General features: G+C 72.9%; 18 protein-coding genes. 3 read left to right on the top strand and 15 right to left on the bottom strand.

What is annotated here, in order from left to right; genetic code table 11:
- Positions 1-10: 10 nt before the first annotated feature.
- The 3 genes from ACVW2K_RS12205 to hemW all read right to left on the bottom strand — a co-directional run bounded on the left by ACVW2K_RS12205 (position 11) and on the right by hemW (position 3,453).
- On the bottom strand, positions 11-1,642 hold the full coding sequence (locus tag ACVW2K_RS12205; RefSeq protein ID WP_457202696.1) for an MFS transporter: 1,632 nt from the start codon (positions 1,640-1,642) through the stop codon (positions 11-13).
- 100 nt (positions 1,643-1,742) lie between these two features.
- Positions 1,743-2,213, bottom strand: coding sequence for a TM2 domain-containing protein (locus tag ACVW2K_RS12200; protein WP_457202695.1), 471 nt, complete (start codon positions 2,211-2,213; stop codon positions 1,743-1,745).
- 28 nt (positions 2,214-2,241) lie between these two features.
- Positions 2,242-3,453, bottom strand: coding sequence for a radical SAM family heme chaperone HemW (gene hemW, locus ACVW2K_RS12195; RefSeq protein WP_457202694.1), 1,212 nt, complete (start codon positions 3,451-3,453; stop codon positions 2,242-2,244).
- A gap of 144 nt (positions 3,454-3,597) precedes the next feature.
- Between hemW and ACVW2K_RS12190 the strand changes: the two genes are divergently transcribed.
- Positions 3,598-4,518, top strand: a complete 921-nt coding sequence (locus ACVW2K_RS12190) for a hypothetical protein (RefSeq protein WP_457202693.1) — start codon at positions 3,598-3,600, stop codon at positions 4,516-4,518.
- A 53-nt stretch (positions 4,519-4,571) separates the two neighbouring features.
- Here ACVW2K_RS12190 and ACVW2K_RS12185 read toward each other — a convergent pair whose 3' ends face one another.
- From ACVW2K_RS12185 to ACVW2K_RS12155, 7 genes are all read right to left on the bottom strand, one after another.
- Entirely contained in the window at positions 4,572-7,973 is a 3,402-nt protein-coding gene (locus ACVW2K_RS12185; protein ID WP_457202692.1) for an error-prone DNA polymerase, read from the bottom strand.
- A gap of 12 nt (positions 7,974-7,985) precedes the next feature.
- The gene (locus ACVW2K_RS12180; RefSeq protein ID WP_457202691.1) at positions 7,986-9,512 is read right to left on the bottom strand and encodes a DNA polymerase Y family protein; all 1,527 of its coding nucleotides are present in this window, start codon (positions 9,510-9,512) and stop codon (positions 7,986-7,988) included.
- 1 nt (position 9,513) lies between these two features.
- A complete protein-coding gene (locus ACVW2K_RS12175) occupies positions 9,514-10,179 on the bottom strand; it encodes a hypothetical protein (protein ID WP_457202690.1) in 666 nt (221 codons plus the stop codon).
- A gap of 91 nt (positions 10,180-10,270) precedes the next feature.
- Positions 10,271-12,103, bottom strand: a complete 1,833-nt coding sequence (locus ACVW2K_RS12170; RefSeq protein WP_457202689.1) for an AMP-dependent synthetase/ligase — start codon at positions 12,101-12,103, stop codon at positions 10,271-10,273.
- Positions 12,104-12,168: 65 nt separating this feature from the next.
- The gene (locus tag ACVW2K_RS12165; RefSeq protein WP_457202688.1) at positions 12,169-12,975 is read right to left on the bottom strand and encodes an aminoglycoside phosphotransferase family protein; all 807 of its coding nucleotides are present in this window, start codon (positions 12,973-12,975) and stop codon (positions 12,169-12,171) included.
- Entirely contained in the window at positions 12,975-14,837 is a 1,863-nt protein-coding gene (gene lepA / locus ACVW2K_RS12160; RefSeq protein WP_028637634.1) for a translation elongation factor 4, read from the bottom strand. The genes ACVW2K_RS12165 and lepA overlap by 1 nt, the downstream gene beginning before the upstream one ends.
- 36 nt (positions 14,838-14,873) lie before the next feature.
- Positions 14,874-15,146, bottom strand: a complete 273-nt coding sequence (locus tag ACVW2K_RS12155) for a thiamine pyrophosphate-dependent enzyme (RefSeq protein ID WP_457202687.1) — start codon at positions 15,144-15,146, stop codon at positions 14,874-14,876.
- Between the two features lie 70 nt (positions 15,147-15,216).
- Between ACVW2K_RS12155 and ACVW2K_RS12150 the strand changes: the two genes are divergently transcribed.
- Both ACVW2K_RS12150 and rpsT read left to right on the top strand, forming a co-directional pair.
- Positions 15,217-16,182 (top strand): phosphotransferase family protein, encoded by a 966-nt coding sequence (locus tag ACVW2K_RS12150; RefSeq protein WP_457202686.1) that lies wholly within the window; start codon positions 15,217-15,219, stop codon positions 16,180-16,182.
- 124 nt (positions 16,183-16,306) lie between these two features.
- Entirely contained in the window at positions 16,307-16,567 is a 261-nt protein-coding gene (gene rpsT, locus ACVW2K_RS12145; protein ID WP_028637631.1) for a 30S ribosomal protein S20, read from the top strand.
- Positions 16,568-16,631: 64 nt separating this feature from the next.
- Here the strand turns inward: rpsT and holA are convergent, their stop codons facing one another.
- The 5 genes from holA to leuS form a co-directional block, all read right to left on the bottom strand.
- Positions 16,632-17,618 (bottom strand): DNA polymerase III subunit delta, encoded by a 987-nt coding sequence (gene holA, locus ACVW2K_RS12140; RefSeq protein WP_457202685.1) that lies wholly within the window; start codon positions 17,616-17,618, stop codon positions 16,632-16,634.
- 12 nt (positions 17,619-17,630) lie between these two features.
- Positions 17,631-19,871: a ComEC/Rec2 family competence protein gene (locus ACVW2K_RS12135; RefSeq protein ID WP_457202684.1), complete on the bottom strand. Its 2,241-nt coding sequence runs from the start codon at positions 19,869-19,871 to the stop codon at positions 17,631-17,633.
- A 1-nt stretch (position 19,872) separates the two neighbouring features.
- The gene (locus tag ACVW2K_RS12130) at positions 19,873-20,721 is read right to left on the bottom strand and encodes a helix-hairpin-helix domain-containing protein (protein WP_457202683.1); all 849 of its coding nucleotides are present in this window, start codon (positions 20,719-20,721) and stop codon (positions 19,873-19,875) included.
- Between the two features lie 97 nt (positions 20,722-20,818).
- Complete coding sequence (locus ACVW2K_RS12125; protein WP_457202682.1) at positions 20,819-21,673, bottom strand: DegV family protein; 855 nt, start codon at positions 21,671-21,673, stop codon at positions 20,819-20,821.
- Positions 21,674-21,696: 23 nt separating this feature from the next.
- Positions 21,697-24,168 (bottom strand): leucine--tRNA ligase, encoded by a 2,472-nt coding sequence (gene leuS / locus ACVW2K_RS12120; RefSeq protein ID WP_457202681.1) that lies wholly within the window; start codon positions 24,166-24,168, stop codon positions 21,697-21,699.
- Between the last annotated feature and the right edge of the window lie 31 nt (positions 24,169-24,199).

Raw genomic sequence — 24,199 nt, 5'->3', positions numbered from 1 at the left:
GCTCTTTCCCTCAGACAGCCAGGCGGTCGGCGACGACGGCGTCCGCCGCCCTGGTCGCCGCCGGGGTCCCGGTGACCGCGGTGAGGAAGTCGGTGCGGTCGAGGCGGAGCAGCACCGTGTCCTCGGTCGCGGTGACGGTCGCGGTCCGCGGCACGTCGCGGAGCAGGCCGATCTCGCCGACGTACTCCCCCGGGCCCTCGGTGCGCAGCAGCGCGCCGTCGCGGGTCACCTCGACGCGGCCGGACAGGATCACGAAGAAGCCGTCGGCGTGGTCCCCGGTCGCCATCACCGTTGCACCGGCGGCGTACGGCGTGGGCTGGAGCTTGCCGGCCAGCGACTCGACCGCGGCGGGCGGCAGCGGCGCGAAGACGTCGATCCCGCGCAGCAGGGCGGTGTGCTCGGGCTCGGCGAGACGGGCGTCGAGGCGACGCATCCGCGGCAGGCTCGCCACCGCGATCACCACGACGAGCAGGCCCAGGGCGGCCATCGCACCCCGGAGGCCGAGCAGGTGCACGAGCAGTGGGGCGGTCGCGGCGCCGAGCGCCATCGCGGCGATCAGCGCGCTGTCGACGGCGGCGAACACGCGGGAGACGATCCGCGCAGGGGCGACCCGCTGCGGGATGGTGTCGAGCCCGAGGTTGACCCACGGGTCGGAGAGGCCGATCACGGCGAGCGCCGCGACTGCCACGACCGGGCTGGGGAAGAGCGCCATCACCAGCAGCGGAACGGCCCAGCCGAGCACGCCGTACGCCATGTCGCGGCCGAGGCGGCCCCGGCCGACCAGGCCGAGCACGGCCAGGCCCCCGGCGACGGTCCCGAGCCCCATGACGGTGTTGAGGTAGCCGACCCCGGCCGCCCCGGCGTCCAGGGTCTCGACCGCGATGATCACCATGAACACCGTGAGGGAGCCCCAGATGACGCCCTGGGAGGCGGCCAGGAGCGACACGGTGCGGAGGTCGCGGTCGCGGCCGAGCTGGGCGAAGCCCGCGGTGATCTCGCGCAGGAACCCGTCCTGCTGGTCGTCCTCGTCGTGTGCCGGCTCCGGAGCCGGCGGCACGCGGACGGCGGCGACCAGCGACAGCGACCAGACGAAGGTGAGCGCGTTGAGCCAGAAGACCGCCTGCACGTCGACCACCGCGAGCAGCAGGGCGCCGATCGCCGGGCCGCTGAACATCGCGACCGTCTCGAGGTTGGAGGTGACGGCGTTGGTGGCGGTCAGCTCGGCCGGGTCGTCGACGAGCCTCGGGACCAGACCGGACTGCGCCGCGCGGAAGCTCGCACCGACGCCGGCGGCCAGCAGCGCGAGCCCGAAGACCAGCACCGCAGGGCCGTCCGTCCCGACGACGACCGCCGCGGTCGCGACGAGCACGGCGCGGGTGCCGTCGTTCGCCATCATGTAGCGCTTGCGCGAGCCGACCTTGTCGGCCAGCGCCGCACCGAGCGGCCCGGCGACCGCGGCCACCACGAACCGCAGCGCCAGGTAGACGCCGACCGCCGCGGCGCCGCCCTCGGAGTAGGCCCACACGGTCACGGCGACCCCGTAGGCCCAGTCCCCCAGGGTCGAGCCGAGGAACGCGAGCTGGATCCGCCGCAGCGCGGGGTTCTTCAGCACCCGCACGATCGATCCACGCTGACCTGACATGACGAACCTCCGTGGCTCCTGGCGGCTCCCCCGGTGGGAGCGCCGCACTCATGGTGGAGCCGACGGAGGTCGTCGTTCTGTTCGGTCGCTGACAGAACGGTCAGCTCATCCGCAGTGGTCGTCCCTGCGCGTCGGTGACGTTGTCCGTGGCCAGGATGATGATGCCGTCGATGAACGGCCACAGCCCGCCGATGCCGCAGGTGACCAGCGTGACCACCAGCTGCCACACCCCGGTCTTGGTGTCACCGAGGTAGAACCGGCCGATGCCGAAGGGCAGCAGGATCTGCAGCAGGCCGGCGACCAGCTTGGTCTTGTCGGAGTACGGGATGCCCGTGATCGGGTGCACGCCGTACGGCGCGGCCGGGTTGGGCGGGTAGCCGGGTGCGTAGCCGGGCTGCGGCGGAGGCTGCTGCTGGTAGGGCTGCTGCTGGTACGGCGGGGGCGTCGGCTGGCTGGGCGGCGGCACCGGATCGCCGGCGGGCGGCGGGCTCGGCTCGCCGTACGGCGGGGGGACCGACTGGCCGTCGGACGGCTCGTTCGGGTCAAGCGGCTGGTCGGGACCTTGAGTCATGGCCGACAGACTAGGCCCGTCCGGGGGGCTACGGCAGGAGGTCGCGGACGATCGCGTCGGCCAGCAGCCGTCCGGTCCTGGTCGGCACGAGGCGGTCGCCGGTCCGGGTCAGCAGGCCCCGGGCGACCAGGTCGGGGACGTTCGCGCTGCCGGCAGCGTCGAGGACGTCGACCGCGAGTCCGTCGCGCAGCCGCAGCTCCAGCAGCACGCGCTCCACGCGGCGGCTCTCCTCGTCGAGCACCTCCCGGGCGTGGGCCGGGCTCTGCCGGGCGGCGATGCGGTCGGCGTACGCCGCCGGGTGCCGGACGTTCCACCACCGCACACCGCCGACGTGGCTGTGGGCGCCGGGGCCGACGCCCCACCAGTCGCCGCCGGTCCAGTACAGGAGGTTGTGACGGCACCGGCTCGCGTCGTCCTTCGCCCAGTTGGAGACCTCGTACCACCCCAGGCCCGCGCTGGTGAGCCGCTCGTCGACCAGCACGTACTTGTCGGCGAGGTCGTCCTCGTCGGGCATCGCGAGCTCGCCGCGCCGCACCCGCCGGGCCAGCGCGGTCCCCTCCTCGACGATGAGGGAGTACGCCGACACGTGGTCGGGCCGGTTGGCGAGCGCCGACTCGACCGTCGTCTCCCAGTCGGTGAGGGACTCACCCGGCGTGCCGTAGATCAGGTCGAGGCTGATCTGCTCGAAGCCGGCCTGCCGCGCCCACTCGACGACCTGCGGCACGCGCAGCGGGTCGTGGGTGCGGTCGAGGACCTCGAGCACGTGCGGGACCGCGGACTGCATGCCGAAGCTGATGCGGGTGAAGCCGCGGGCGCGCAGCGCCTGCAGGTCGACGGCGTCGACGCTGTCGGGGTTCGACTCGGTGGTGACCTCCGCGTCGGGGGTGAGGCCGAACTCGCCGTCGATCGCCTGCAGGATGCTGCCCAGGTCGGCCGGGCTGAGCAGGGTCGGCGTACCGCCGCCGAAGAACACGGTCCGGACCGGGACCTCGGCGTCGCCGAGCACCCGCCGGGCCCGGCGTACCTCGGCGATCGCGGTCTCGGCGTACGACGCCCGGCTGGCGCCCGGCCCCAGCTCGTCGGCCGTGTAGGTGTTGAAGTCGCAGTAGCCGCAGCGCACCCGGCAGAACGGCACGTGCACGTAGAACCCGAACGGCCGGCTGCCCATCCCCGCGAGCGCCGACTCCGGCAGCGATCCGTCCTCGGGCGCGGGCTCACCGATCGGCAGGGCAGCAGGCACGCACCCCAGTCTCCCAGCCTCCCCCACCGCCTCCGGCTTCGGGTCGTCCGCCTCTCGCACCTCTATGCACCACCCTCAGGCGGACGACCCGACCCCTGTGGACGACGAACCCACCGGGTACGGCGAACGGGGCATCGTCACCGCATGGCGAACCGTCCTCCTCCGTGGCTTCCCGCCGCCACGGCTCAAGCTGGCCTGGTCACCCGTCGCCAGCTGCGCCGGCTCGGCCTGAACCACCACTACGTCGACACCCAGCTCGACGCCGGGAGGTGGCAGGAGATCAGCAGCACGGTGCTCGCGACGACGACCGGAGAGCTCAGCAGGACCCAGCTGATGTGGGCCGGAGTCCTGCACGCAGGTCCTCGGAGCGCTCTGGGCGGCCTGACCGCGCTCGAGCGCCACGGACTCCAGAGCTGGCACCGCGACGAGATCACCGTGCTGGTTCCGAAGTCCCACAACCTGGAGCCCCTCGCAGGTGTGCGGTTCGTCGAGACCCGCCGGCCGACCCAGCTGCTGACCTCGTCGAAGCCGCTCTCCACCTGGCGGGTGGAGCCCGCGGCGCTGCTCTGGGCGGGGTACCAGCCCGTGACCCGGTCCGCGTACGGTCTCCTCGCTGCGTGCGTCCAGCAGGGACTGACGACGCCGTACCGCCTCGACGGATGGATCACCCGGATGCGGCCGCTTCGGCGGGCCAAGCCGTTCCGACGGCTGCTCGGCGAGCTCGCGGCCGGCACCCAGTCGGTCGCGGAGCGCGACGTCCTGACGACGTGCGACACCTTCGGGCTGCCCCGGCCGCGCCGGCAGACGCGGAGGAAGGACTCTGCCGGTCGATGGCGCTTCACCGATGCGGAGTGGCGGCTGCCCGACGGGCGCGTCGTCGTGCTCGAGGTCGACGGCGGGTTCCACATGGCAGTGGAGCACTGGAGCGCCGACATCGAGCGGCACCGTCAGCTCGTCGCGACCGGGGTGATCGTGGTCCGCTGCACCGCGATCGAGCTGCGCGAGCACCCAGCACGCGTCGCACGGGACCTGCAGGCGCTCGGGGTGATCGAGTCGTCCGCCTGAGGGTGGCGTATCACCGTGCGAGAGGCGGACGACCCGATCACCCGGGAGGGCGCTCAGTGGAAGTCGCGAGAGCGGTGGCGGGCCTGGAGGGCGCGGCCGGCCTCGTCGTGCACGGCTTCGATCGGATCCAGCCGGTCGGCGACCAGGTTGGTGACGCCGTCCTGGCGCTCGAGGATGCCGCGGATCACCATGCCGGCGGCGCTGTTGGCGACGTTGCGGTACCGCCGCCAGACCCCGACCGTGCAGACGACGTTGAGCATCCCGGTCTCGTCCTCGAGGTTGAGGAACGTGACGCCACCGGCGGTGCCCGGCCGTTGCCGGTGGGTGACCAGCCCGGCGACGTGCACCCGGCGGTTGGGCTCGCCGGCGAACGCGTCCGCCACCGACTTGATCCCCGCCGCGCGCAGCCGCTCCCGCAGGTGCTCGAACGGGTGCCCCCCGGGCGTGATGCCGGTCGCCCACATGTCCGCCATGGTGATCTCGACGTCGTCCATGTCCGGCAGCGTCGGCGCCGGCCCGGCGACCCGGATGCCCTCGAGGTGCTCCTCGCTCTCGGTCCAGCCGGCGTTCCAGAGCGCCTGCCGGCGCGAGAGCCCGGTGCCGTCGAACGCCCCGGACGTCGCCAGCGCCTCCAGCTGCCGCGCGTCCAGCCCGGCCCGGCGGGACAGGTCGGCCTGGTCGGCGAACGGCCGCTCCTCGCGGGCGGCGACGATCCGCGCCGCCGCCTCGGCGCTGATGCCGCGCACCGAGTCCAGCCCGAGGCGGACGGCGTACGACGTGTCCCGCCGGTGCTCCGGCGTCGGGTCGGGCGTGCCGGGCACCCACTCGGTGCGCTCGCCGTCGCGCAGGCACGCGTCGAGACCGGTCGGGCCCGGTGCACCGACCAGCTCCAGGTCGGCGGTCGCCCGGGACAGCAGCAGGTCCGGTCGCAGCACTTCGACGCCGTGCCGCCGGGCGTCGTGCACCAGCGACTGCGGCGAGTAGAAGCCCATCGGCTGCGCGCGCAGCAGCGCCGCGAGGAACGCGCCCGGGTAGTGCAGCTTGCACCAGGAGCTCGCGTAGACGAGCTTCGCGAACGACAGCGCGTGGCTCTCGGCGAAGCCGAAGTTCGCGAACGACAGGATCTGCAGGTAGATCGCGTCCGCCTTCGCGCCGTCGATGCCCTTGGCCGTCATGCCGGCCATCAGCTTCTCCTTGACCGACTCGATCCGCTCGATGCCGCGCTTGGACCCCATCGCCCGGCGCAGCAGGTCGGCCTCGTCGCGGTTGCAGTCGCCGAGCACCCGCGCCATGTCCATCAGCTGCTCCTGGAAGAGGGGTACGCCGCGGGTGCGCTCGAGCACCGGGATCAGCAGCGGGTGGGCGAACTCGACCGGCTCGCGGCCGGTCGCCCGGCGTACGTAGGGGTGCACCGCGCCACCCTGGATCGGCCCGGGCCGGATCAGCGCGATCTCGATGGCCAGGTCGTAGAACTCGCGCGGCTGGAGCCGTGGCAGGGTGCCGATCTGGGCGCGGCTCTCGACCTGGAAGACGCCGACCGAGTCCGCGCGGCAGAGCATGTCGTAGACCGCCGGCTCCTCCTTCGGGATGCTCGCGAGCGTCCAGTCCTCACCGAGGTGCTCGCGGACGATCACCATCATGTGGTCGAGGGCGCTGAGCATCCCGAGCCCGAGCAGGTCGAACTTCACCAGCCCCATGAACTCGCAGGCGTCCTTGTCCCACTGCAGGACGGTGCGCTTCTCCATCCGCGCCCGCTCGATCGGCACCACCTCGCCGATCGGCCGCTCGGTGAGGACCATCCCTCCGGAGTGGATGCCGAGGTGGCGCGGCGCCCCGAGGAAGCCGTTCGCCAGCCCCACCACCGACACGGGTACGTCGTGCTCGCCGCCCTCGCGCGACTCCACCGCGGTCCAGGACGTGATCTGCCTGGACCACGCGTCCTGCTGCCCGGGCGAGTGGCCGAGCGCCTTCGCGGCGTCCCGGACCGCCATCTTGGGCCGGTAGCCGACGACGTTCGCGACCTGCGCGGCGTTGTGCCGGCCGTACTTCTGATAGACCCACTGGATGACCTGCTCCCGCTTGTCGGAGTCGAAGTCGACGTCGATGTCGGGCTCCTCCTCGCGGTGCTGGGAGATGAACCGCTCGAACGGCAGCCGGTAGAAGACCGGGTCGATCGCGGTGATGCCGAGCGCGTAGCAGACCGCCGAGCTGGCCGCGGATCCCCTGCCCTGGCAGAGGATCCCGTTGTCCCGCGCGAACTCGACGATGTCGTGGACGATCACGAAGTAGCCGTCGAAGTCCTTCTCCGCGATCACCCGCAGCTCGTGCTCGACCCGGTCGCGGGCCTCCCGTGCGTGCGGCTCGTGGGCGTACCGGATCGCGAAGCCGCGCTCGGTCAGCTCGCGCAGCCACCCCGAGGGCGTCCAGCCGTCGGGCACGAACTTCGGCAGCCGCGGGCTTGCCTTCTGCAGGTCGAACGCCACCTCGTCGGCGAGCACCACGCTCCGGCGTACGGCATCGGGGTAGCGGGCGAACCGCCGGGCCATCTCCTCCCCCGACCGCAGGCTGGCCATCCCGGACGCCGGCAGCCAGCCGTCCATCTCGGCCAGGCTCCGCCGGGCGCGTACGGCGGCCATCGCGTCCGCGATGCGGTGCTGCTCGGGACGCGCGTAGTGCACGTTGTTGGTGGCGACGTACGGCAGCCCGTGGTCAGCGGCGAGCCGGGCGAGCAGGTCGTTGTGCGCGGAGTCCGTGGGGAACCCGTGGTCGATGAGCTCGACCGCGACGTGCTCGTGCCCGAACAACGACGTCAGCCGGTCCAGCTCCTCGGCGGCGTGCCGGGGGCTGCGGGCGAGGGCCTGTCGCACCATCCCCTTCCGGCAGCCGGTGAGCACCAGCCAGTGCCCGCGGCCGCGCTCGGACAGCTCGCGCAGGTCGTAGACCGGCTTGCCCTTCTCGTCCCCACGCAGCTGCGCGTCGGTGATCGCGCCGGCCAGCCGGTGGTAGCCCTCGACCCCGCGGGCGAGCACCAGCAGGTGGCTGCCCTCGGGGTCGGCGACGCCGTTCTGCGGCTTGGTGAGGCCGAGCGAGAGCTCGGCGCCGTAGATCGTCCCGAGGCCCTGCCCGTGGCCGGAGTGCAGCTGGACGGTCTCGGCGAACAGCGGCGCCCCGTAGAACCCGTCGTGGTCGGTGATCGCCAGCGCGTGCAGCCCGAGCCGGAGCGCCTCGAGCACCAGGTGGTCGGGCCCGCTGGCGCCGTCCAGGAAGCTGAAGCTCGAGTGCGCGTGCAGCTCGGCGTACGGCGTGACCGGCCCGGCGGGCCGCTCGATGTCGACCTTCACCTTCTTCCGCTTGCGCTGCGAGATCGGCGCCTCGGGGTCCTGCGGCGTCACCATCCGGCCGGAGAGGCGCTTCTCCAGCTCGCCCCACGAGATGGCGGGGTTGCTCCAGCCCATCAGTCGGCCCTGCTAGTCATAAGCAGCCTCCGTGAACCAGACACCGGAGTCCCAGGTCATCAGCCAGGCCCGGCCGTCGACGCCGACGACCTGGAACCGCGCGACGCGTCGGGGGTTCGACTCCCACCACAGCTCCTCGACCGGCCACGGCCCGGCCCAGGCGGCGACCGGCTGCCAGCCGCTGGACGGGCCGGTGCGGAACCGCTCCGGCTCGGCGGTGATCCCGCCGCGCTCGTCGACGTCGACGGTGCGGCCGCCGGTGCCCACCATCTCGGCCGCCCACGGCGAGGCCAGCACCCGGGCCGGGGCGGGCGGCGGGATGCTGCCCGGCCAGGGTGGGCCGGTCGGACGCAGCCCGGTCGGCCGCTCGCCCCACGGCACCAGCGCCTGCCGGTCAGCCGGGGCCCGGCCACCCTGGAGGACCGGGCGTACGACGGCCTCGTGGCCGAGCATGCCCTGCACCCGGGCGATGCCGCGCTCGACCCGTTCGTCGGTGCCGCCCCACAGCCCGTCGGCGTGCACCGCGTCGGGCACCACGGTCAGCGGGGTGAACAGCACCCGGTCGACGGGAGTGCGCACCTCGCCCGCCCGGAACCCCCCTTGCAGCTGCCAGTGCAGCCGGTCGACCAGGTCCGCGGCGGTGAACCAGCGCGGGTGCAGCCACGCCCGCGAGGAGGCGGGCTCCGCGGCGCCCTCGCAGCGCGCCTCGACCAGCACCTCGGTGCAGACCAGTCCCTGCCGGGCCAGCCCCTCGACGAACCGGTCGGCGGTCTGCCGGACGCTGAAGCTGATCGTCTCCGCGGAGTCCAGCGGCGGCTCGAAGTCGACGTGGCAGGCGAGCTCGGGCGGCGGCGTACGGGTGCTGAGGAGGACGGCGCCGTCGCCGCCGACCACCCGGTGCACCCACGCGACCTGCGGGCCGAACCGGTCGCGCACGTCGGCCGCGGGCAGGTCGCCGAGGTCGCCGAGGGTGCGCAGCCCGAGCCGCTTCATCAGGCTCACGGCGTCGAGGTCCTCCAGCGCCTCGACCGGGAGCCCGCGCAGGAACGGCACCGACTCCCCCGGCTCCACGACGAGGCAGTCCTGCCGCTCGGCGCGACGGGCGGCCTGCTCGGCGGTGAACAGCTCGTCAGCGGTGCCGAACCGGCAGTCCCACACGCCCAGCCCGACCAACCGCTCGGCCAGCAGCGCCGCGCCCGCCGGCTCGCCGCCGTGGAACCGCCCAGGCGCGCGCAGCGCGACCAGTCCCGGGCGCAGCGGCGCGACTCCCGGGCGCAGCTCCTCGACCGCGGCGAGCACCGGCTCGAACGCGCGGGCGTCCCGGTCCGGGCCGACGGCGTACACCTGGAGGTCCGGGCAGCGCCCCTGGGCGTCGCGCCGGCGCATGCCCCGGCGTACGCCGGCAGCCCGGGCGCCGGCGTTGCACGCCTGCACGATGTTCGCGCTGAACACCGCCGCCGGCAGGTGCGTCGGCAGTCCCTCGTCGGCCAGCGCAGCGACCACCGGCCAGTCCGGGCACCAGAGGACCATGACCCTCATGTCAGCTCGCCGCCTCCACGGCGGGTACGGCGGCCAGCTCGTCGGCGCGCCGGTAGGTCTGGTCCTCGGCCGGGAACCACAGCGCACCCCGCCGCGGCGGCGCGGACCCGCGGTGCGCCTCGACGAGGATCCGGCGGGCGCGCAGGTGGCCGTGCCCCTCGCCGACGCCGCTCCAGGCCGGCTCGCGCGTGGTCAGCCGGACCTCCGCGCGCGGCCAGTCACCCGCCCTGTTCTCCTGGACGACGAGCGCGGCCGACCGCTTGCGCAGCCGGGCGCCGAGCTTCTCCGCGACGCTCTCGGGCACCCTGCCCTGCGGCCGGACCAGGACGACGGTCACGACGTCGACCAGCGCGGCGGTCACCTCGAGCCACTGGTCGCCGGGGTCGGGCACCAGCACGGTGCGGTCCAGGTCGACACCGAGGGAGTACGCCGCCTCCGCGCCGAAGTCGGCAACCCCGACGGCCGCGCACCAGCTCCCCGCCCTCGACGGCCCGGCGAGCAGCGCCAGCGCGATGCTCGCACTGTCGACCGCGTAGCTGCCACCCGCGCGCAGCTGGACCAGCCCGCTCAGCGCCGGATGGGTCTCCAGCGCGAGGCGGGGCATGCCGTCCTGCATGCCCGCCATCCGGCTGCGCAGCTGCGTGATCGTGTCGAGGGTGCTGGCCACACCCCATCTTCGAACATCTGTTCGAACGAGTCAATCGGACTGCCGAGTCGGCGCGGTCTCAGCTGAGACTGCGCCGACTCGGCGTCGACGATCAGCCGTAGAAGGAGTCGATGAGCTGCTGGTGGTTCTCCTCGACGACGTTCCGCTTCACCTTCATCGACGGCGTGAGCTCGCCGGACTCGATCGTGAGGTCGTGGTCGAGGACCTTCCACTTCTTGATGGTCTCCCAGCGGTTCAGGTGGGAGTTCAGCTGCTCGACGTACTCCCCCACCATCTCCTGGACCGGGTCGGAGCTCACGATCTCGGTGTAGGACCTGCCGGCCATGCCGTTCTCCTCGGCCCAGCCCGTCATCGCGTCGGGGTCGAGGGTGACCAGGGCGACCACGAAGTTCCGCTCGTTGCCGAACACCAGGAACTGGCTGGCGTACGGGCAGACCGCCTTGAACTTCGACTCGATCGCCGACGGCGCGACGTACTTGCCGCCGGAGGTCTTGAACAGGTCCTTGATCCGCCCGGTGATCGTCAGGAAGCCGTCGCTGTCGAGGCTGCCCTTGTCGCCGGTGTGCAGCCAGCCGTCGGGGGTCAGCGTCTTCGCGGTCTCCTCGGGGAGGTTGTGGTAGCCGGCCATCACGTGCGGTCCGCGCAGCATGACCTCGTCGTTCTCACCGATCTTCACCTCGCTCCCCGGGAGCGCCGGGCCGACGGTGCCGATCTTGTAGTCGTCGGGGTGGTTGACCGTGGCGCCCGCGGCGTTCTCGGTCATCCCGTAGCCCTCGAGGATGAGGATCCCGGCGGCGTGGAACCACGCGGCGATGTCGGCGTTCAGCGCGGCGGAGCCGGAGATGAAGAACCGCACCCGGCCGCCGAAGCGCTCGCGCACCTTGCTGAACACCAGCTTGTCGAACACCCCGTGCTGGAGGCTCAGCAGGAACGGCACCGACGTGCCGTCGCGCTTCAGCCGGTCGACCTCGAGGCCGACCGCGAACGCCTTCTTGAAGATCTTCTCCTTCAGCCCGCCCTCGGCGGCCTGCATGGTGACGATCCGGGCGTGCGCCTTCTCGAAGATCCGGGGGGCGGCGCCCATGAACGTCGGCTTCACGATGCCGAGGTTGTCGACGATCCGGTCGACCCGGCCGTCGATGGCGGTGGCGAAGCCGCACGCGAGCTGCGCCGAGAGCAGCACCTTGCCGAACGAGTGCGCCATCGGCAGCCACAGGAACTGCAGGTCGTCCTCGTGGAGGATGTCCTGGACCTGGATCGCGGTGCCCTCGTAGACCCACGCCTTGTGCAGCAGCCGCACGCCCTTGGGGCGACCGGTGGTGCCGGAGGTGTAGATCAGCGTCGCGAGCTGGTCGGCGGGGATCGCGCGGGCGGTCTCCTCCACGACACCCGGGTGCGCCGCGAGGTACGCCGTGCCGAGCTCGGCGACGTCGTCGAGGCCGATGACCCACTCGCCGTCGGTCGCCCCGTCGAACGTCACGACCTTCACCAGGTGCGGCAGCTCGTTCCTGTGCCCGTTGACCTTCGCGATCTGCTCGTCGTCCTCCGCGAACACGACGCGGCACTCGGAGTCGCCCAGGATGTACGCCGTGTCCTCGCTGTTGGTCGAGGGGTACACCGTGGTCGTGGCGCCGGCGGCGCACATCACCGCCAGGTCGGCGAGGATCCACTCGTAGCGGGTCGAGGACGCGATGCCGACGCGCTGCTCGGGCTGGATCCCGAGGGCGAGCAACCCGGCCGCGAGCTTCTCGACCAGGTCACCGGCCTGCCGCCAGGTCACCGACTCCCAGCCCTCCCCTCGGGGGTAGCGGAACGCCTCGTGGTCGGCGGAGGCGGCGACGCGGTCGAGGAACTGCATCGCGAAGTTCTGCGTCAGGTGGTCGACGAATCCGGGGTCGACGGACGTACTGGCCTGGGCGGTCATGGCGAGTAACCTAGATCACTTCACTTACCGGCGGGTAGCGACCCCGGAAGTGGTCCGGTCAGTGGTCAGTCCTGGACGGATTTCGCGACCGTGACGCACCGGGTGACCCAGTCGGCGTCGTCCGGATCCTCCATCGCGTTGACCACCATCCGGAACACCACCCAGTCGCGCGCCCGGTCCTCGTCGAGGCCGGCGGCGTCGACGGTCGCGTGGAACCGTGCCCGCACCCCACGCCGTACGTCGCCCTCGAGCTCGTCCCAGCGGTTCCAGAGCAGCGGCGCGACCTCGTAGTGCGGGTCACCGCTGAGCGGCTTGGGGTCGATCACCAGCCACGGCTCGCGGTCGGCGGCGAGCACGTTCTCGTAGTGCAGGTCGGTGTGGACCAGCCGTCCGTCGGTGCCCTCGTCGGCGGCGAGGTCCCGGCCCAGCGAGACCGCCTGCTCGACCAGCCGGCGGGGTACGGCGGCGTCGCGCGGCAGCCCACCGAGCTCGTCGATCCACCGGCGTACGCACGAGGAGAGCGTCACGAACTGGGGACCCGCCGGGACGTGTAGCCGCTCGTAGAAGCCGGCCACGATCTCGCAGGCCTCGAGGTCCCAGACGTCGGTGAGGTCCTCGGGGTGCAGCCGCTCGAGCAGCAGCGCGAACCGGCGCGGGTCGGCCCGGAGCAGCTGCACCGCCCCGTCGCCGTGCCAGTGCTGGAGCGCGAGGTGCTCGAGCTCGGCCTCCCAGTGCGGGGTGCTGACCTTGAGCACCGCGGGGCGGCCGGACGACGTGCGGACCGGGAGCACGAGGGCGCAGCTGCCGGACCGGGGCTCGCCGTCCGGCGTGAGCTGCCACTCCTCGGCGACCTGGCGCAGCAGCTCGCGCACTACTTCTTCGTCTTCTCCGAGGGCTGGGTCGTGGACAGCGCGGCGACGAAGGCCTCCGGCGGCACCTCGACGGTCCCGATGTTCTTCATCCGCTTCTTGCCGGCCTTCTGCTTCTCGAGCAGCTTGCGCTTGCGGGTGATGTCGCCGCCGTAGCACTTGGCGAGCACGTCCTTGCGGATCGCGCGGATGTTCTCCCGGGCGATGACCCGGGCGCCGATGGCGGCCTGGATCGGCACCTCGAACTGCTGCCGCGGGATGAGCTCCTTGAGCTTGCCGGCCATCATCACGCCGTAGGAGTAGGCGGCGTCGCGGTGGATGATCGCCGAGAAGGCGTCGACCGGCTCGCCCTGGAGCAGGACGTCGACCTTGACCAGGTCGGCCGCCTGCTCGCCCGAGCGCTCGTAGTCGAGCGAGGCGTAGCCCTTGGTGCGCGACTTCAGCTGGTCGAAGAAGTCGAAGACGATCTCGCCCATCGGCAGGGTGTAGCGCATCTCGACGCGGTCCTCGGAGAGGTAGTCCATCCCCTGCAGGGTGCCGCGCTTGGTCTGGCAGAGCTCCATGATCGTGCCGATGTAGTCGCTCGGGCTCAGGATCGTGGCGCGTACGACGGGCTCGCGGACCTCGGCGATCTTGCCCTCGGGGAACTCGCTGGGGTTGGTCACCTGCACCTCGGAGCCGTCCTCCATCAGGACGCCGTAGACCACGTTGGGCGCGGTCGAGATCAGGTCGAGGTCGAACTCGCGCTCGAGCCGGTCGCGGGTGATCTCCATGTGCAGCAGGCCGAGGAAGCCGCAGCGGAAGCCGAAGCCCAGGGCGCCGGAGGTCTCCGGCTCGTACGTCAGCGCCGCGTCGTTGAGCTGGAGCTTCTCCAGCGCCTCGCGGAGATCGCCGAACTGGTCGCCGTCGATGGGGTACAGGCCGGCGTACACCATCGGGTTCGGGTGCTTGTAACCGCCGAGCGCCTCGGACGCGCCGTGGTGCTGGGTGGTGACCGTGTCACCGACGCGGGACTGGCGGACGTCCTTGACGCCGGTGATCAGGTAGCCCACCTCGCCGACGCCGATCTTCGCGGCCTTGACCTGCTCGGGGCTGATCACGCCGAGCTCGAGCAGCTCGTGGGTCGCGTTGGTCGACATCATCTTGATGCGGTCGCGGTGGGTGAGCTCGCCGTCGATGACCCGGACGTAGGTGATCACGCCACGGTAGGTGTCGTAGACCGAGTCGAAGATCAGCGCGCGGGCGGGGGCGTCCGCGACACCGACCGGCGGGGGCGTCTCCGCGACGATGTGGTTGAGGAGGCTCTCGACGCCCATCCCGGTCTTCGCACTGACCCGGAGCACGTCGCCCGGGTCGCACCCGACCAGGCCGGCGATCTCCGCGGCGTACTTCTCCGGGTTGGCGCTCGGCAGGTCGATCTTGTTGAGCACCGGGATGATGTGGAGGTCGGCGCCCATCGCGAGGTAGAGGTTCGCGAGCGTCTGCGCCTCGATGCCCTGGGCGGCGTCGACCAGGAGCACGGCGGCCTCACACGCCTCGAGCGAGCGCGAGACCTCGTAGGTGAAGTCGACGTGGCCCGGTGTGTCGATCATGTTGAGGACGTAGGTGCCGGCGTCGGCGCCCTGCTCGTTGTCCGCCGGGACCGTCCAGGGCATCCGGACGGCCTGGCTCTTGATCGTGATGCCGCGCTCGCGCTCGATGTCCATCCGGTCGAGGTACTGAGCCCGGGCGCTGCGCTCGTCGACGACACCGGTCAGCTGCAGCATCCGGTCCGCCAGCGTCGACTTGCCGTGGTCGATGTGGGCGATGATGCAGAAGTTCCGGATGATCTCCGGAGGAGTCTGGCCGGGCAGGGGTGCGGTCATGGTCCGCCCATTGTTCCATCGCGGGCCGCGAAACCCTCACTCGCGGCTCTCGACGAACTCCTTCGTCTTGGCGATCGTGATGCCCCGGCCCTGCTCGAGAGTGGGCTTCGGCGGCACCGCGATCTCGTCGAGGTTGGTCAGCACGTCGAGCAGCACCGGTCCGTCGTGGGCGAACGCCTCCAGGACGGCGCCCTCGACGGTGTGCGGATCGGTGGCCCGGATCCCCGTCATCCCGACGGCCTCGGCGACCTTCGCGAGGTCGGGGTTGGCCAGGTCGGTGCCGTACGCCGGGAGCCCCGCCTGCTCCATCTCCCGAGGACGTAGAACCGCAGCACGTCCCCTGCCGTCACCACTCGAGGGCGTCCGCAAGGATGTGCCGGTGACTTCGCCGCGCGTGCCGACCACGATCCCGCACGGCCGGACCGCGCGTCGCCTCGAGTGGACGCACCTGCCGCCGCACGTGCGCGCGCTGGTCGAGGAGCGGTGCGGGTCGGCCGTGGTGTCCGCACGGTCGCAGGGCGCCGGCTTCACGCCCGGCTTCGCGTCCGTGCTGACCTGCGAGGACGGGTCCCGGCACTTCGTGAAGGCCGCGTCGCAGAAAGCGCAGCGGATGTTCGCCGAGGCCTACCGCGAGGAGGCCCGCAAGCTCGGCGCCCTGCCGGACGGCGCTCCGGCCCCGCGGCTGCTCTGGACCCACGACGCGGACGACTGGATGGTGCTCGGCATCGAGTACGTCGAGTCCCGGCAGCCCGGTCGGCCGTGGCGGCCCGAGGACCTGGCCCGCTGCGTGGCGATGACCGAGCAGCTGGCGGCCGCGCTGACCCCACCGCCCGACGGCCTCGTGGCCGACGACTTCGCGACCGAGTTCGACGCCTGGCCGGCGTACTGGGACGCCCTGCTGGCCGCTCCCCCGGACCTGCCGGGCTTCGCCGGACACGCCCCCGAGGCCGCCTCGCTGGCCGCGCGGTTCGGCGAGGTGACCGCCGGGTCGACGCTCGTGCACACCGACATCCGGGACGACAACCTGCTGCTCGCCGCCGACGGCCGGGTGCTGCTGTGCGACTGGAACTGGCCGGTGGTCGGCGCGGCGTGGCTGGACACCGTCCTCCTCCTGATCGGGCCGCGGGGCGACGGGCTGGACGTCGACGCCGTGCTCGCCGCCTCGCCGCTGCTGGCGGAGGTGCCCGCCGAAGCCGTCGACATCGTGATCGCGCTGGTCACGGCGTACTTCCTGGTCTCGGCCCGGCAGCCGGTGCCGCCCACCTCCCCGCAAATGCGCGACGCGCAGCGGTGGCACGGCGAGGTCTGCTGGGACTGGCTGCGCGAGCGGCGCCAGTGGGCCTGAGGCTCAATTTGGGCGGGCGCGCGCCGCGCTGCTAACCTCTTACGTCGCGTGTCCGGCTGTATGCACGCCGCACGCACCACCAGACCTCTCCCGGCACCACCTACCTACGACGAAGGCGCATGTAGTGGCGAACATCAAGTCCCAGATCAAGCGGAACAAGCAGAACGAGAAGCGGCACGAGCGCAACAAGGCCGTCAAGACCGCGCTGAAGTCCGCCGTGCGCAAGTTCCGCGAGGCCGCCGACTCCGGCGACAAGGACACCGCGGTCGCGCTCGGTCGCGATGCCGCGCAGAAGCTCGACAAGGCCGCCTCCAAGGGCGTCATCCACAAGAACCAGGCCGCGAACCGCAAGTCCGCGATCGCCAAGAAGGCCGCCTCTCTCTGAGTCGCTCCTTCCCCGACCCGTCAGCCTCGTGCTGGCGGGTCGATCTGCATTTCGGGCCGGGTCGCTACCGGGGCTCGCGCAGGTCGGTGACGGTGAGGACCAGACGCTCGAGGGTGTACGACGGGTCGCTGGCGGCGCCCTTGATGTCGGCATCGGCCTTGGCGATGGCACGGATCGCCCGCGCGATCCCACCCTCGGACCAGCCACGGGTCTGGTCGCGGACGATGCGCAGCTTCCAGGGGGGCACGCCGACCTCGCGGGCCAGGTCGGCCTCGCGCATGCCCCGCGGAGCGGTCAGGTAGCGGGCCAGGCCCCGGGCGCCCGAGGCGAACGCCGCGGTCACCAGGACCGGGGCGGTGCCCCCGTCCAGCGCCCAGCGCAGCTCCTCCAGCGCCACCGTCCGCCGCCCGAACAGCGCGGCGTCGGCCACCGCGAACGACTTGGCCTCGGCACGGCCGCCGAAGTACTGCTTCACCCGCTCCTCGGTGATCGGTTGCCCGTCGAAGTCGCTGGCGAGCTGGTCCGCGGCGGCGGCCAGCGCCCGCAGGTCCTGCCCGACCGCCTGGACCAGCGCGTCGGCGGCCTCGCGGTCGATGGTGGTGCCGTGGCCGCGCACCTCGGCCGCCACGAACCCGGGGTACTCCGAGACCCGGAGCTCCCCGGACTTCACCTCGGTGACCGGCGCCAGCTTGCGCAGCTTGGTCAGCACGCCCGAGCCCTTCGGCCCGCCCCCGTGGACGAGCACGAGCGCGACCTCCTCGGCCGGGTCGGCGGCGTACCCGAGGAGGCCGTCGACCGACTCCTCGGGCAGGTTCTCCAGCCCCCGGACGACCACGCACCGGATGCTGGAGAACAGCGAGGGCGCCGAGAGCTCGCCGAGGGTCGCGAGGGTGAGGTCGGACGCCGCCGTCTCGGAGAGCTCGGACTCCGGGTCGTGGTGGCGCACCGCCTGCCGGACGGCGCCGACGGTGCGTTCGTTGAGGAACTCCTCCTTGCCGGTCACGAGCGTGACCCGGCCGAGGACGTCTGCCGCGCGCGGTGAGCCTGCCATCGTGCCGAAACCCTAGCGGGTGACCACCGACAGTCCCTCGCCGTCCTCCACCACCGCGACGTCACCGTCCCGGTCGGTCCGGTAGACGTCGATCCCGGCAGCCGCGAGCGGCTCCAGCGTCTCCGGGGCCGGGTGGCCGTAGTCGTTGTCGGCACCCACCGACGTCACCGCGACGCGGGCGCCGAGCGAGAGCAGCCAGTCCTCGTCCTGGTACCTGCTGCCGTGGTGCGGCACCTTGAGCACGTCGACGGCCAGCCCGGGGTAGGCGCGCGCCAGCGCGGCCTGGCCCTCCGGCTCGATGTCGCCGGTCAGCAGCAGCCGGACGCCCCGGACCTCGACGAGCAGCACCACGCTGGCCTCGTTCGCGGTGCTGCCGTCGCCCGGCCCGATGGCCGGCGAGTCCGGCGGCGGCCACAGCGCCTCGAGCGTGACCGCGCCGACCTGCTGGGTGGTGCCGTACGGCGCAGGCACCGGATCGGCGACCGCGTCGACCTCGGCGACGCCCTCGGGCGGGTCCTGCAACCGGGTCGTCTCCACGGTCCCGACCTGCCGGCCCTCGTAGACGCCGGTGACGCCGTCGACGTGGTCGGCGTGGAAGTGCGTGAGCACCAGCAGCGGCACGGACTCGATCGCGAGCCGGTCCAGGCAGGCGTCCATCGCGTCGGGATCAGGCCCGGCGTCGACGACGACCGCGGTGTGCGGCCCGGCGTTCACGACCAGGCCGTCACCCTGGCCGACGTCGCACGCGACCAGCACCCAGCCGTCCGGCGGCCACCCCGGGGACGGGACCCGGACCAGCACCGCGAGCACCAGCAGCCCGCAGCACCCCAGCCCGGTCGACGGCCGGCGCAGCAGCACCGGGGCGACCAGGACGACCGCCACCACGAGCACCGTGAGGAGTGCCAGCGCGACGGCGCCGGTCCCCCACCCGACCGCAGCGGTGGGCAGAGCCGCACCGCGGGTCGCCACCACGACGATCCAGGCGACGCACCAGCCGGCGCCGATCCCGAGCAGGCGTCCGACCGGGTCGCACACCAGCCCGGCGAGCCCGCCCGCGAGACCGAGGACCGTGGCGGGGCCGACCGCCGGTGCGGCGGCCAGGTTCGCCGCGACCGCCACGAGGCTGACCTGCCCGGACAACGCCGCCACGACCGGCGTGCAGGCGAGCTGGGCGGCCGCGGGGATCGCGATCGCCTCGGCGGCCCACCGCGGCAGCCAGCGGGCCAGCGCGTCCCGCCACGCGGGCGCGAGCAGCAGGATGCCGCCGGTGGCGAGCACCGAGAGCGCGAACCCGGCCGACGTCGCCAGCCCGGGCTGGACGAGCAGCAACGCCAGCACGGCCACGCCCAGCGCGCGCGTCCCGCGCCGCCGACCCTCCGCACCCATCGCGAACAGCGCGACCGTGCCCATCACCGCGGCACGGAGGACGCTCGGCTCGGTGCGCGCGAGCAGCACGAACCCGACGATCCCGGCTGCGCCGACGGCGTAGAGCCACCGGCCGCGGACCCCGCACCAGCGGGCGATCAGCAGCAGGAAGCCGACCACGAGCGTGAGGTTCGTGCCCGAGACCGCCAACAGGTGGGTCAGCCCGGTGGTCCGGAAGTCGTCGGCGAGGTCGGTGCTGACTCCGGTGTCGTCGCCGTCCACCAGGGCAGGCACCAGCGCCCGCTGCGCGTCCGGCCGGTGCGCGACGGCGTCGCGGATGGAGGCCCGGACCGCCGCGGCGGCGTCCCACCACGCGTCCGGGTCGCCGGTCACCACCGGCGGCCCGCGCGCGCCCAGCACGCCGGCCAGGTCGTCACCGTCCGACGGCGACAGCCGTCCGGACGCCTCGACGGTGCTGCCGAGAGGCACCTCGGCCCAGTCGTCGTCCCCGAGCACCAGGACCGGCACGGAGAGCGCGAACGTCGTGCCGCGACCGGTCACGCTGCGGACGTCGACTCGGGTGATCACCACGTCGCCGTACCGACCGGCGGTCCGGTGCGGGTCGCTGGTCACCGTGCCGGTCAGCCGGACCGCGGCGCCGTCCGCGGCGAGCCGGGCCACCGGGCTTCCACCGATGCGGTCGGTGCGGATGACCGCGACGCCGGCGACCGCGGCGAACACCAGCGCCACCGCGCCGGCCGTGCGCCACCGGTGCGCGAGGACCAGGCCGAGGACGGCGACGACCGCCCACCAGCCCATCCACCGGGCGGCCAACGCACCTGCCCACGCGGCGCCGCCGAGCAGCAGCATCCGCAGGTCGGTGCGCACCTCAGACCGTCACGTACGGCGCGAGCTGGCCGAGCGTCGCGTCCCCGATCCCGTCGACCTCGAGCAGCTCGTCCACGGCCGTGAACCCGCCGTGCTCGTCACGGAACGCCAGGATCGCCTGGGCGGTGACCGGCCCCACCTCCGGCAGCGCCTCCAGCTCGGCCTGGGACGCGGTGTTGAGGTTGACCAGCGGACCACCGCTCGCCCCCGGCGACGCCGCCGCCGAGGCAGCCACGCCCGCGGGCGGCGGCACGCCCACCACGACCTGCTCGCCGTCGACGAGCACCCGCGCCAGGTTGAGCCCCGACAGGTCCACCCCCGGGCGGGCTCCGCCGGCCTCCTCGAGCGCGTCGACGACCCGTGCGCCGGCGTCGAGCACCACGATCCCCGGATGTCGGACCTTGCCCGTCACGTCGACCGTCACCGAGGCCGCGGTCGCCGACGCCCGGGCAGCCACCGGTGAGGCGTCGACGAGCGGCGGCTGCGACGTCAGCGCGACCGGCGCGGGCGCCTCCACCCGGCTCGGCTGGCCGCGCAGCACCCACCAGCAGGTGACCGCCAGCCCGATCGCCACCAGCACCGCGACGACCGCCAGCTGCGCCGGCCCGAGCGCCACCCGACCGCGCAGCGTCTCCGGCAGGAGTCCCTCGGGGAGCACCGTCTCGGTCAGCGACGCCGCGCGGCGGGACGCGTGCCGGCCCGGGAGCGGCACCGCCGGTGGCTCCGGCACCGCCGGCGGCTCGGGACGCCCGGGTCGCTGGGGTCGCTCGGGTCGCTCGCCGGCGAGCTCGGCGCTGAGCAGCGCGAGCCGGCGGGAGACGGCGTCCTGGTGGTCGGTGGATCGGGCCATGTGCGGCACGCTAGGCAGCGCGACCGGCCCGGACGGGACCGATCGTCCCGGGCTGGGGACGACCCGGTCGGAAGCCCGTCCTGTGGACGGATACCGGCTACCGGCGCGGCGCCACGCAGACGGCGATCATGCCGGGCCCGACGTGGGCGCCGAGCACCGCGCCGAGCTCGCCGCACCACACCTCGCGGCCACCGAGGTTCGGCTCGAGCCGCGCGGCCAGCTTCTCGGCGAGCGCACCCGCACGCTCGGCGCTCGCGAGGTGCGCGACGCAGACGTCGACCTGCCCCTCGCCCGCGGCCTGCACGGCCAGCTCCTCCAGCCGGGCCAGCGCCCGCACGGACGTGCGGACCCGCTCGAGCGAGGCGACGGTGCCGTCCTTGATCTGGAGCAGCGGCTTCACCGCGAGCGCACCACCGAACAGGGCGGCCGCGGCCCCGATCCGACCCCCGCGGCGCAGGTACTCGAGCGTGTCGACGTAGAAGAGCGAGGACGTCACCTCCGCCCGCTCCCGGGCGGCGTCGGCGGCCTCGTCGGCGGTGCCGCCCGCGGCGAGCACGTCGGCCGCGGCCAGCACGGCGAAGCCCGTGGCCACTCCGACCTGCCGGGTGTCCACGGGTACGACGCGGACCGACGCGTCGCGCGCCGCGAGCTGGGCCGACTCGAAGGTGCCGCTCATCTCGCCGGACAGGTGCACCGACACGATCTCCGTCGCGCCGTCGCGGGCGGCCTTCTCGTAGACCTCCAGCAGGGCCGCGGGACTCGGCCGCGAGGTGCTGACCGGCTTCCACTCGCGCAGCGCCGCGGCGACCATCTCGGGCGTGGCACCCCCCGCGCCCTCGTCGTACACCGTCGCCCCGATCACCACCTGGAGCGGGACCACCACGATCCCCCGCTCGGCCGCCAGCTCCGGAGGGAGGCTGGCGGTCGAGTCGGTGACGACCACGACCGGCATGTCGCCGAGGTTAGAGCACAGCGCTAGACGACGACGTTGACCAGCTTCGGGGCGCGGACGATCACCTTGCGCACCTCGCGGCCGTCGATCGCCTTCACCACGCCCGGGTCGGCCAGCGCCAGCGCCTCCAGGTCGGACTCGGTGATGTCCGGCGCGACCTCCAGCCGCGCGCGGACCTTGCCCTGGATCTGGACGACGGCCGTGACGGACTCCTCGACCAGCAGTGCCTCGTCGACCTCGGGCCAGCCGGCGCGGGCGACGGTCGGCTCGTGGCCCAGCCGCTCCCACATCTCCTCGGCCGTGTACGGCGCGACCACCGACAGCAGGATCGCCACCGCCTCGGTCGCCTCACGCACCGCCGGGTCCGCGGGCCCGCAGCCCGAGTCGATGGCCTTGCGGGTGGCGTTCACCAGCTCCATCAGCCGCGCGACCATCACGTTGAACCGGTACGACTCGACCAGCTCGGCCGCCTCGTGCACGGTGCGCGCGGTGACGCGCCGCAGTGCCAGGTCACCGCCCTCCGGCGAGACGCCCGCCTCGGAGATGACGTCACCGGACAGCCGCCAGGCGCGCTGCAGGAACCGCAGCGACCCGGCCGGCGACATGTCGGCCCAGTCGATGTCGTCCTCCGGAGGGCCTGCGAAGACCAGGGTCACGCGTACGGCGTCCACTCCGAACTCCGCAAGTTGGTCCCCCAGACTGACGCCGTTGCCCAGCGACTTGCTCATCTTCTTGCCACGATTGATGACGAAGCCCTGGTTCAGCTGGGCTGCGAACGGCTCGCCGACCTCCAGCATCCCCATGTCGCGCAGGACCTTGGTGAAGAACCGTGCGTACAGCAGGTGCAGCACCGCGTGCTCGACGCCGCCGACGTAGATGTCCGCGGGCATCCAGGCGTTGGCCTTGGCGACGTCGAACGGGCCGTCGGTGTAGTGCGGCGAGCAGTAGCGCAGGAAGTACCAGGACGAGTCGACGAAGGTGTCCATCGTGTCGCTGTCCCGCTTGGCCGGGCCGCCGCAGGTGGGGCACTCCACGTCGACCCAGTCGGACGCCGCGGCCAGCGGCGAGACGCCCTTCGGCTTCAGGTCGGCACCGCGCAGCTCCGGCAGCTCCAGGGGCAGCTGCTCGTACGGTACGGCGACCTCACCGTCCTTCTCGCAGTGGATGATCGGGATCGGGACGCCCCAGTAGCGCTGGCGGCTCAGCAGCCAGTCGCGCAGCCGGAAGTTGACCGCACCCTTGCCGGTCCCCTGCTGCTCCAGGAACTCGATCGTCGCCCGCTTCGCGTCGGCGACACCCAGTCCGTTGATGTCCAGCGGCGCGTCGACGCCGGGGGCGGGCGAGTTGATCGCCGGGCCCTCGCCGTGGAACGACTCGCCCTCGAAGCCGGCCGGCGGTTGCGTGGTGCGGACGATCTCCAGCCCCATCTCGGTCGCGAACTCCCAGTCGCGCTGGTCGCCGCCGGGCACGCCCATGACCGCACCGGTGCCGTAGTCGGCCAGCACGTAGTCCGTCGCCCACACGGGGATCTGGGTGCCGGTGACCGGGTTGGTCGCCGTGACGCCCAGGTCGACGCCGGTCTTGGGTCGCTCGGCGGACAGCCGCTCGATCTCGGTCTCCTTGCGGATCTCCTCGCGGTAGGCCTCGAAGGCGGCCCGCTGCCCGTCGGTGACCAGCTCATCGGCCAGCGGGGAGTCGACGGCCACGACCATGAACGTGGTGCCGAAGATCGTGTCCGGGCGGGTCGTGTAGACGGTGATCGGCTCGTCGCGGCCCTCGACCCGGAAGTCCACGTGGGCGCCCTCGGAGCGGCCGATCCAGTTCCGCTGGGCCGTGACGACGCGGGTCGGCCAGGTCGGCTCCAGGCGGTCCAGGTCGTCCAGCAGCTCCTGGGCGTACTCGGTGATCCGGAAGTACCACTGGGTCAGCTCGCGCTTGGTTACCTCGTGCCCGCAACGCTCGCACCGGCCGTCGACGACCTGCTCGTTGGCCAGCACCGTCTGGTCGTGCGGGCACCAGTTCACCGGGCTGTTCTTCCGGTACGCCAGGCCCCGCTCCCGGAACTTCAGGAACAGCCACTGCGTCCACCGGTAGTACTCCGGGTCGGAGGTGTGCAGCCGGCGCGACCAGTCGAAGGAGACGGCGTACCGCTTGAAGGACTCGTACTGCGTCTCGATGTTCGCGTAGGTGTACGTCGCCGGGTGCTCGTCGTTGCGGATCGCGGCGTTCTCGGCGGGCAGGCCGAAGGAGTCCCAGCCCATCGGGTTCAGGACCTCGTAGCCGCGCTGCCACCAGTAGCGCGCGATCACGTCGTGCAGGGCGGTGACCTCGGCGTGGCCCATGTGCAGGTCGCCGGAGGGGTACGGGAACATCGTGAGCGCGTACTTCTTCTCCCGCGGGGAGTCGTCGTCGGCGCGGAACGGCTCCAGCCGCTCCCACACCGGCAGCCACTTCTCCTGAACGGCCTCGATGTCGTACTGCTCCTGCTCGCTCATCTCGTCTCTCTCTGCTCTGCTCGCTCTGGCT

The sequence above is a fragment of the Nocardioides sp. HB32 genome (genome assembly GCF_054058995.1).
Note: the sequence above shows the minus strand (reverse complement) of the source record. Positions and strands in the feature narration are given on the sequence as shown.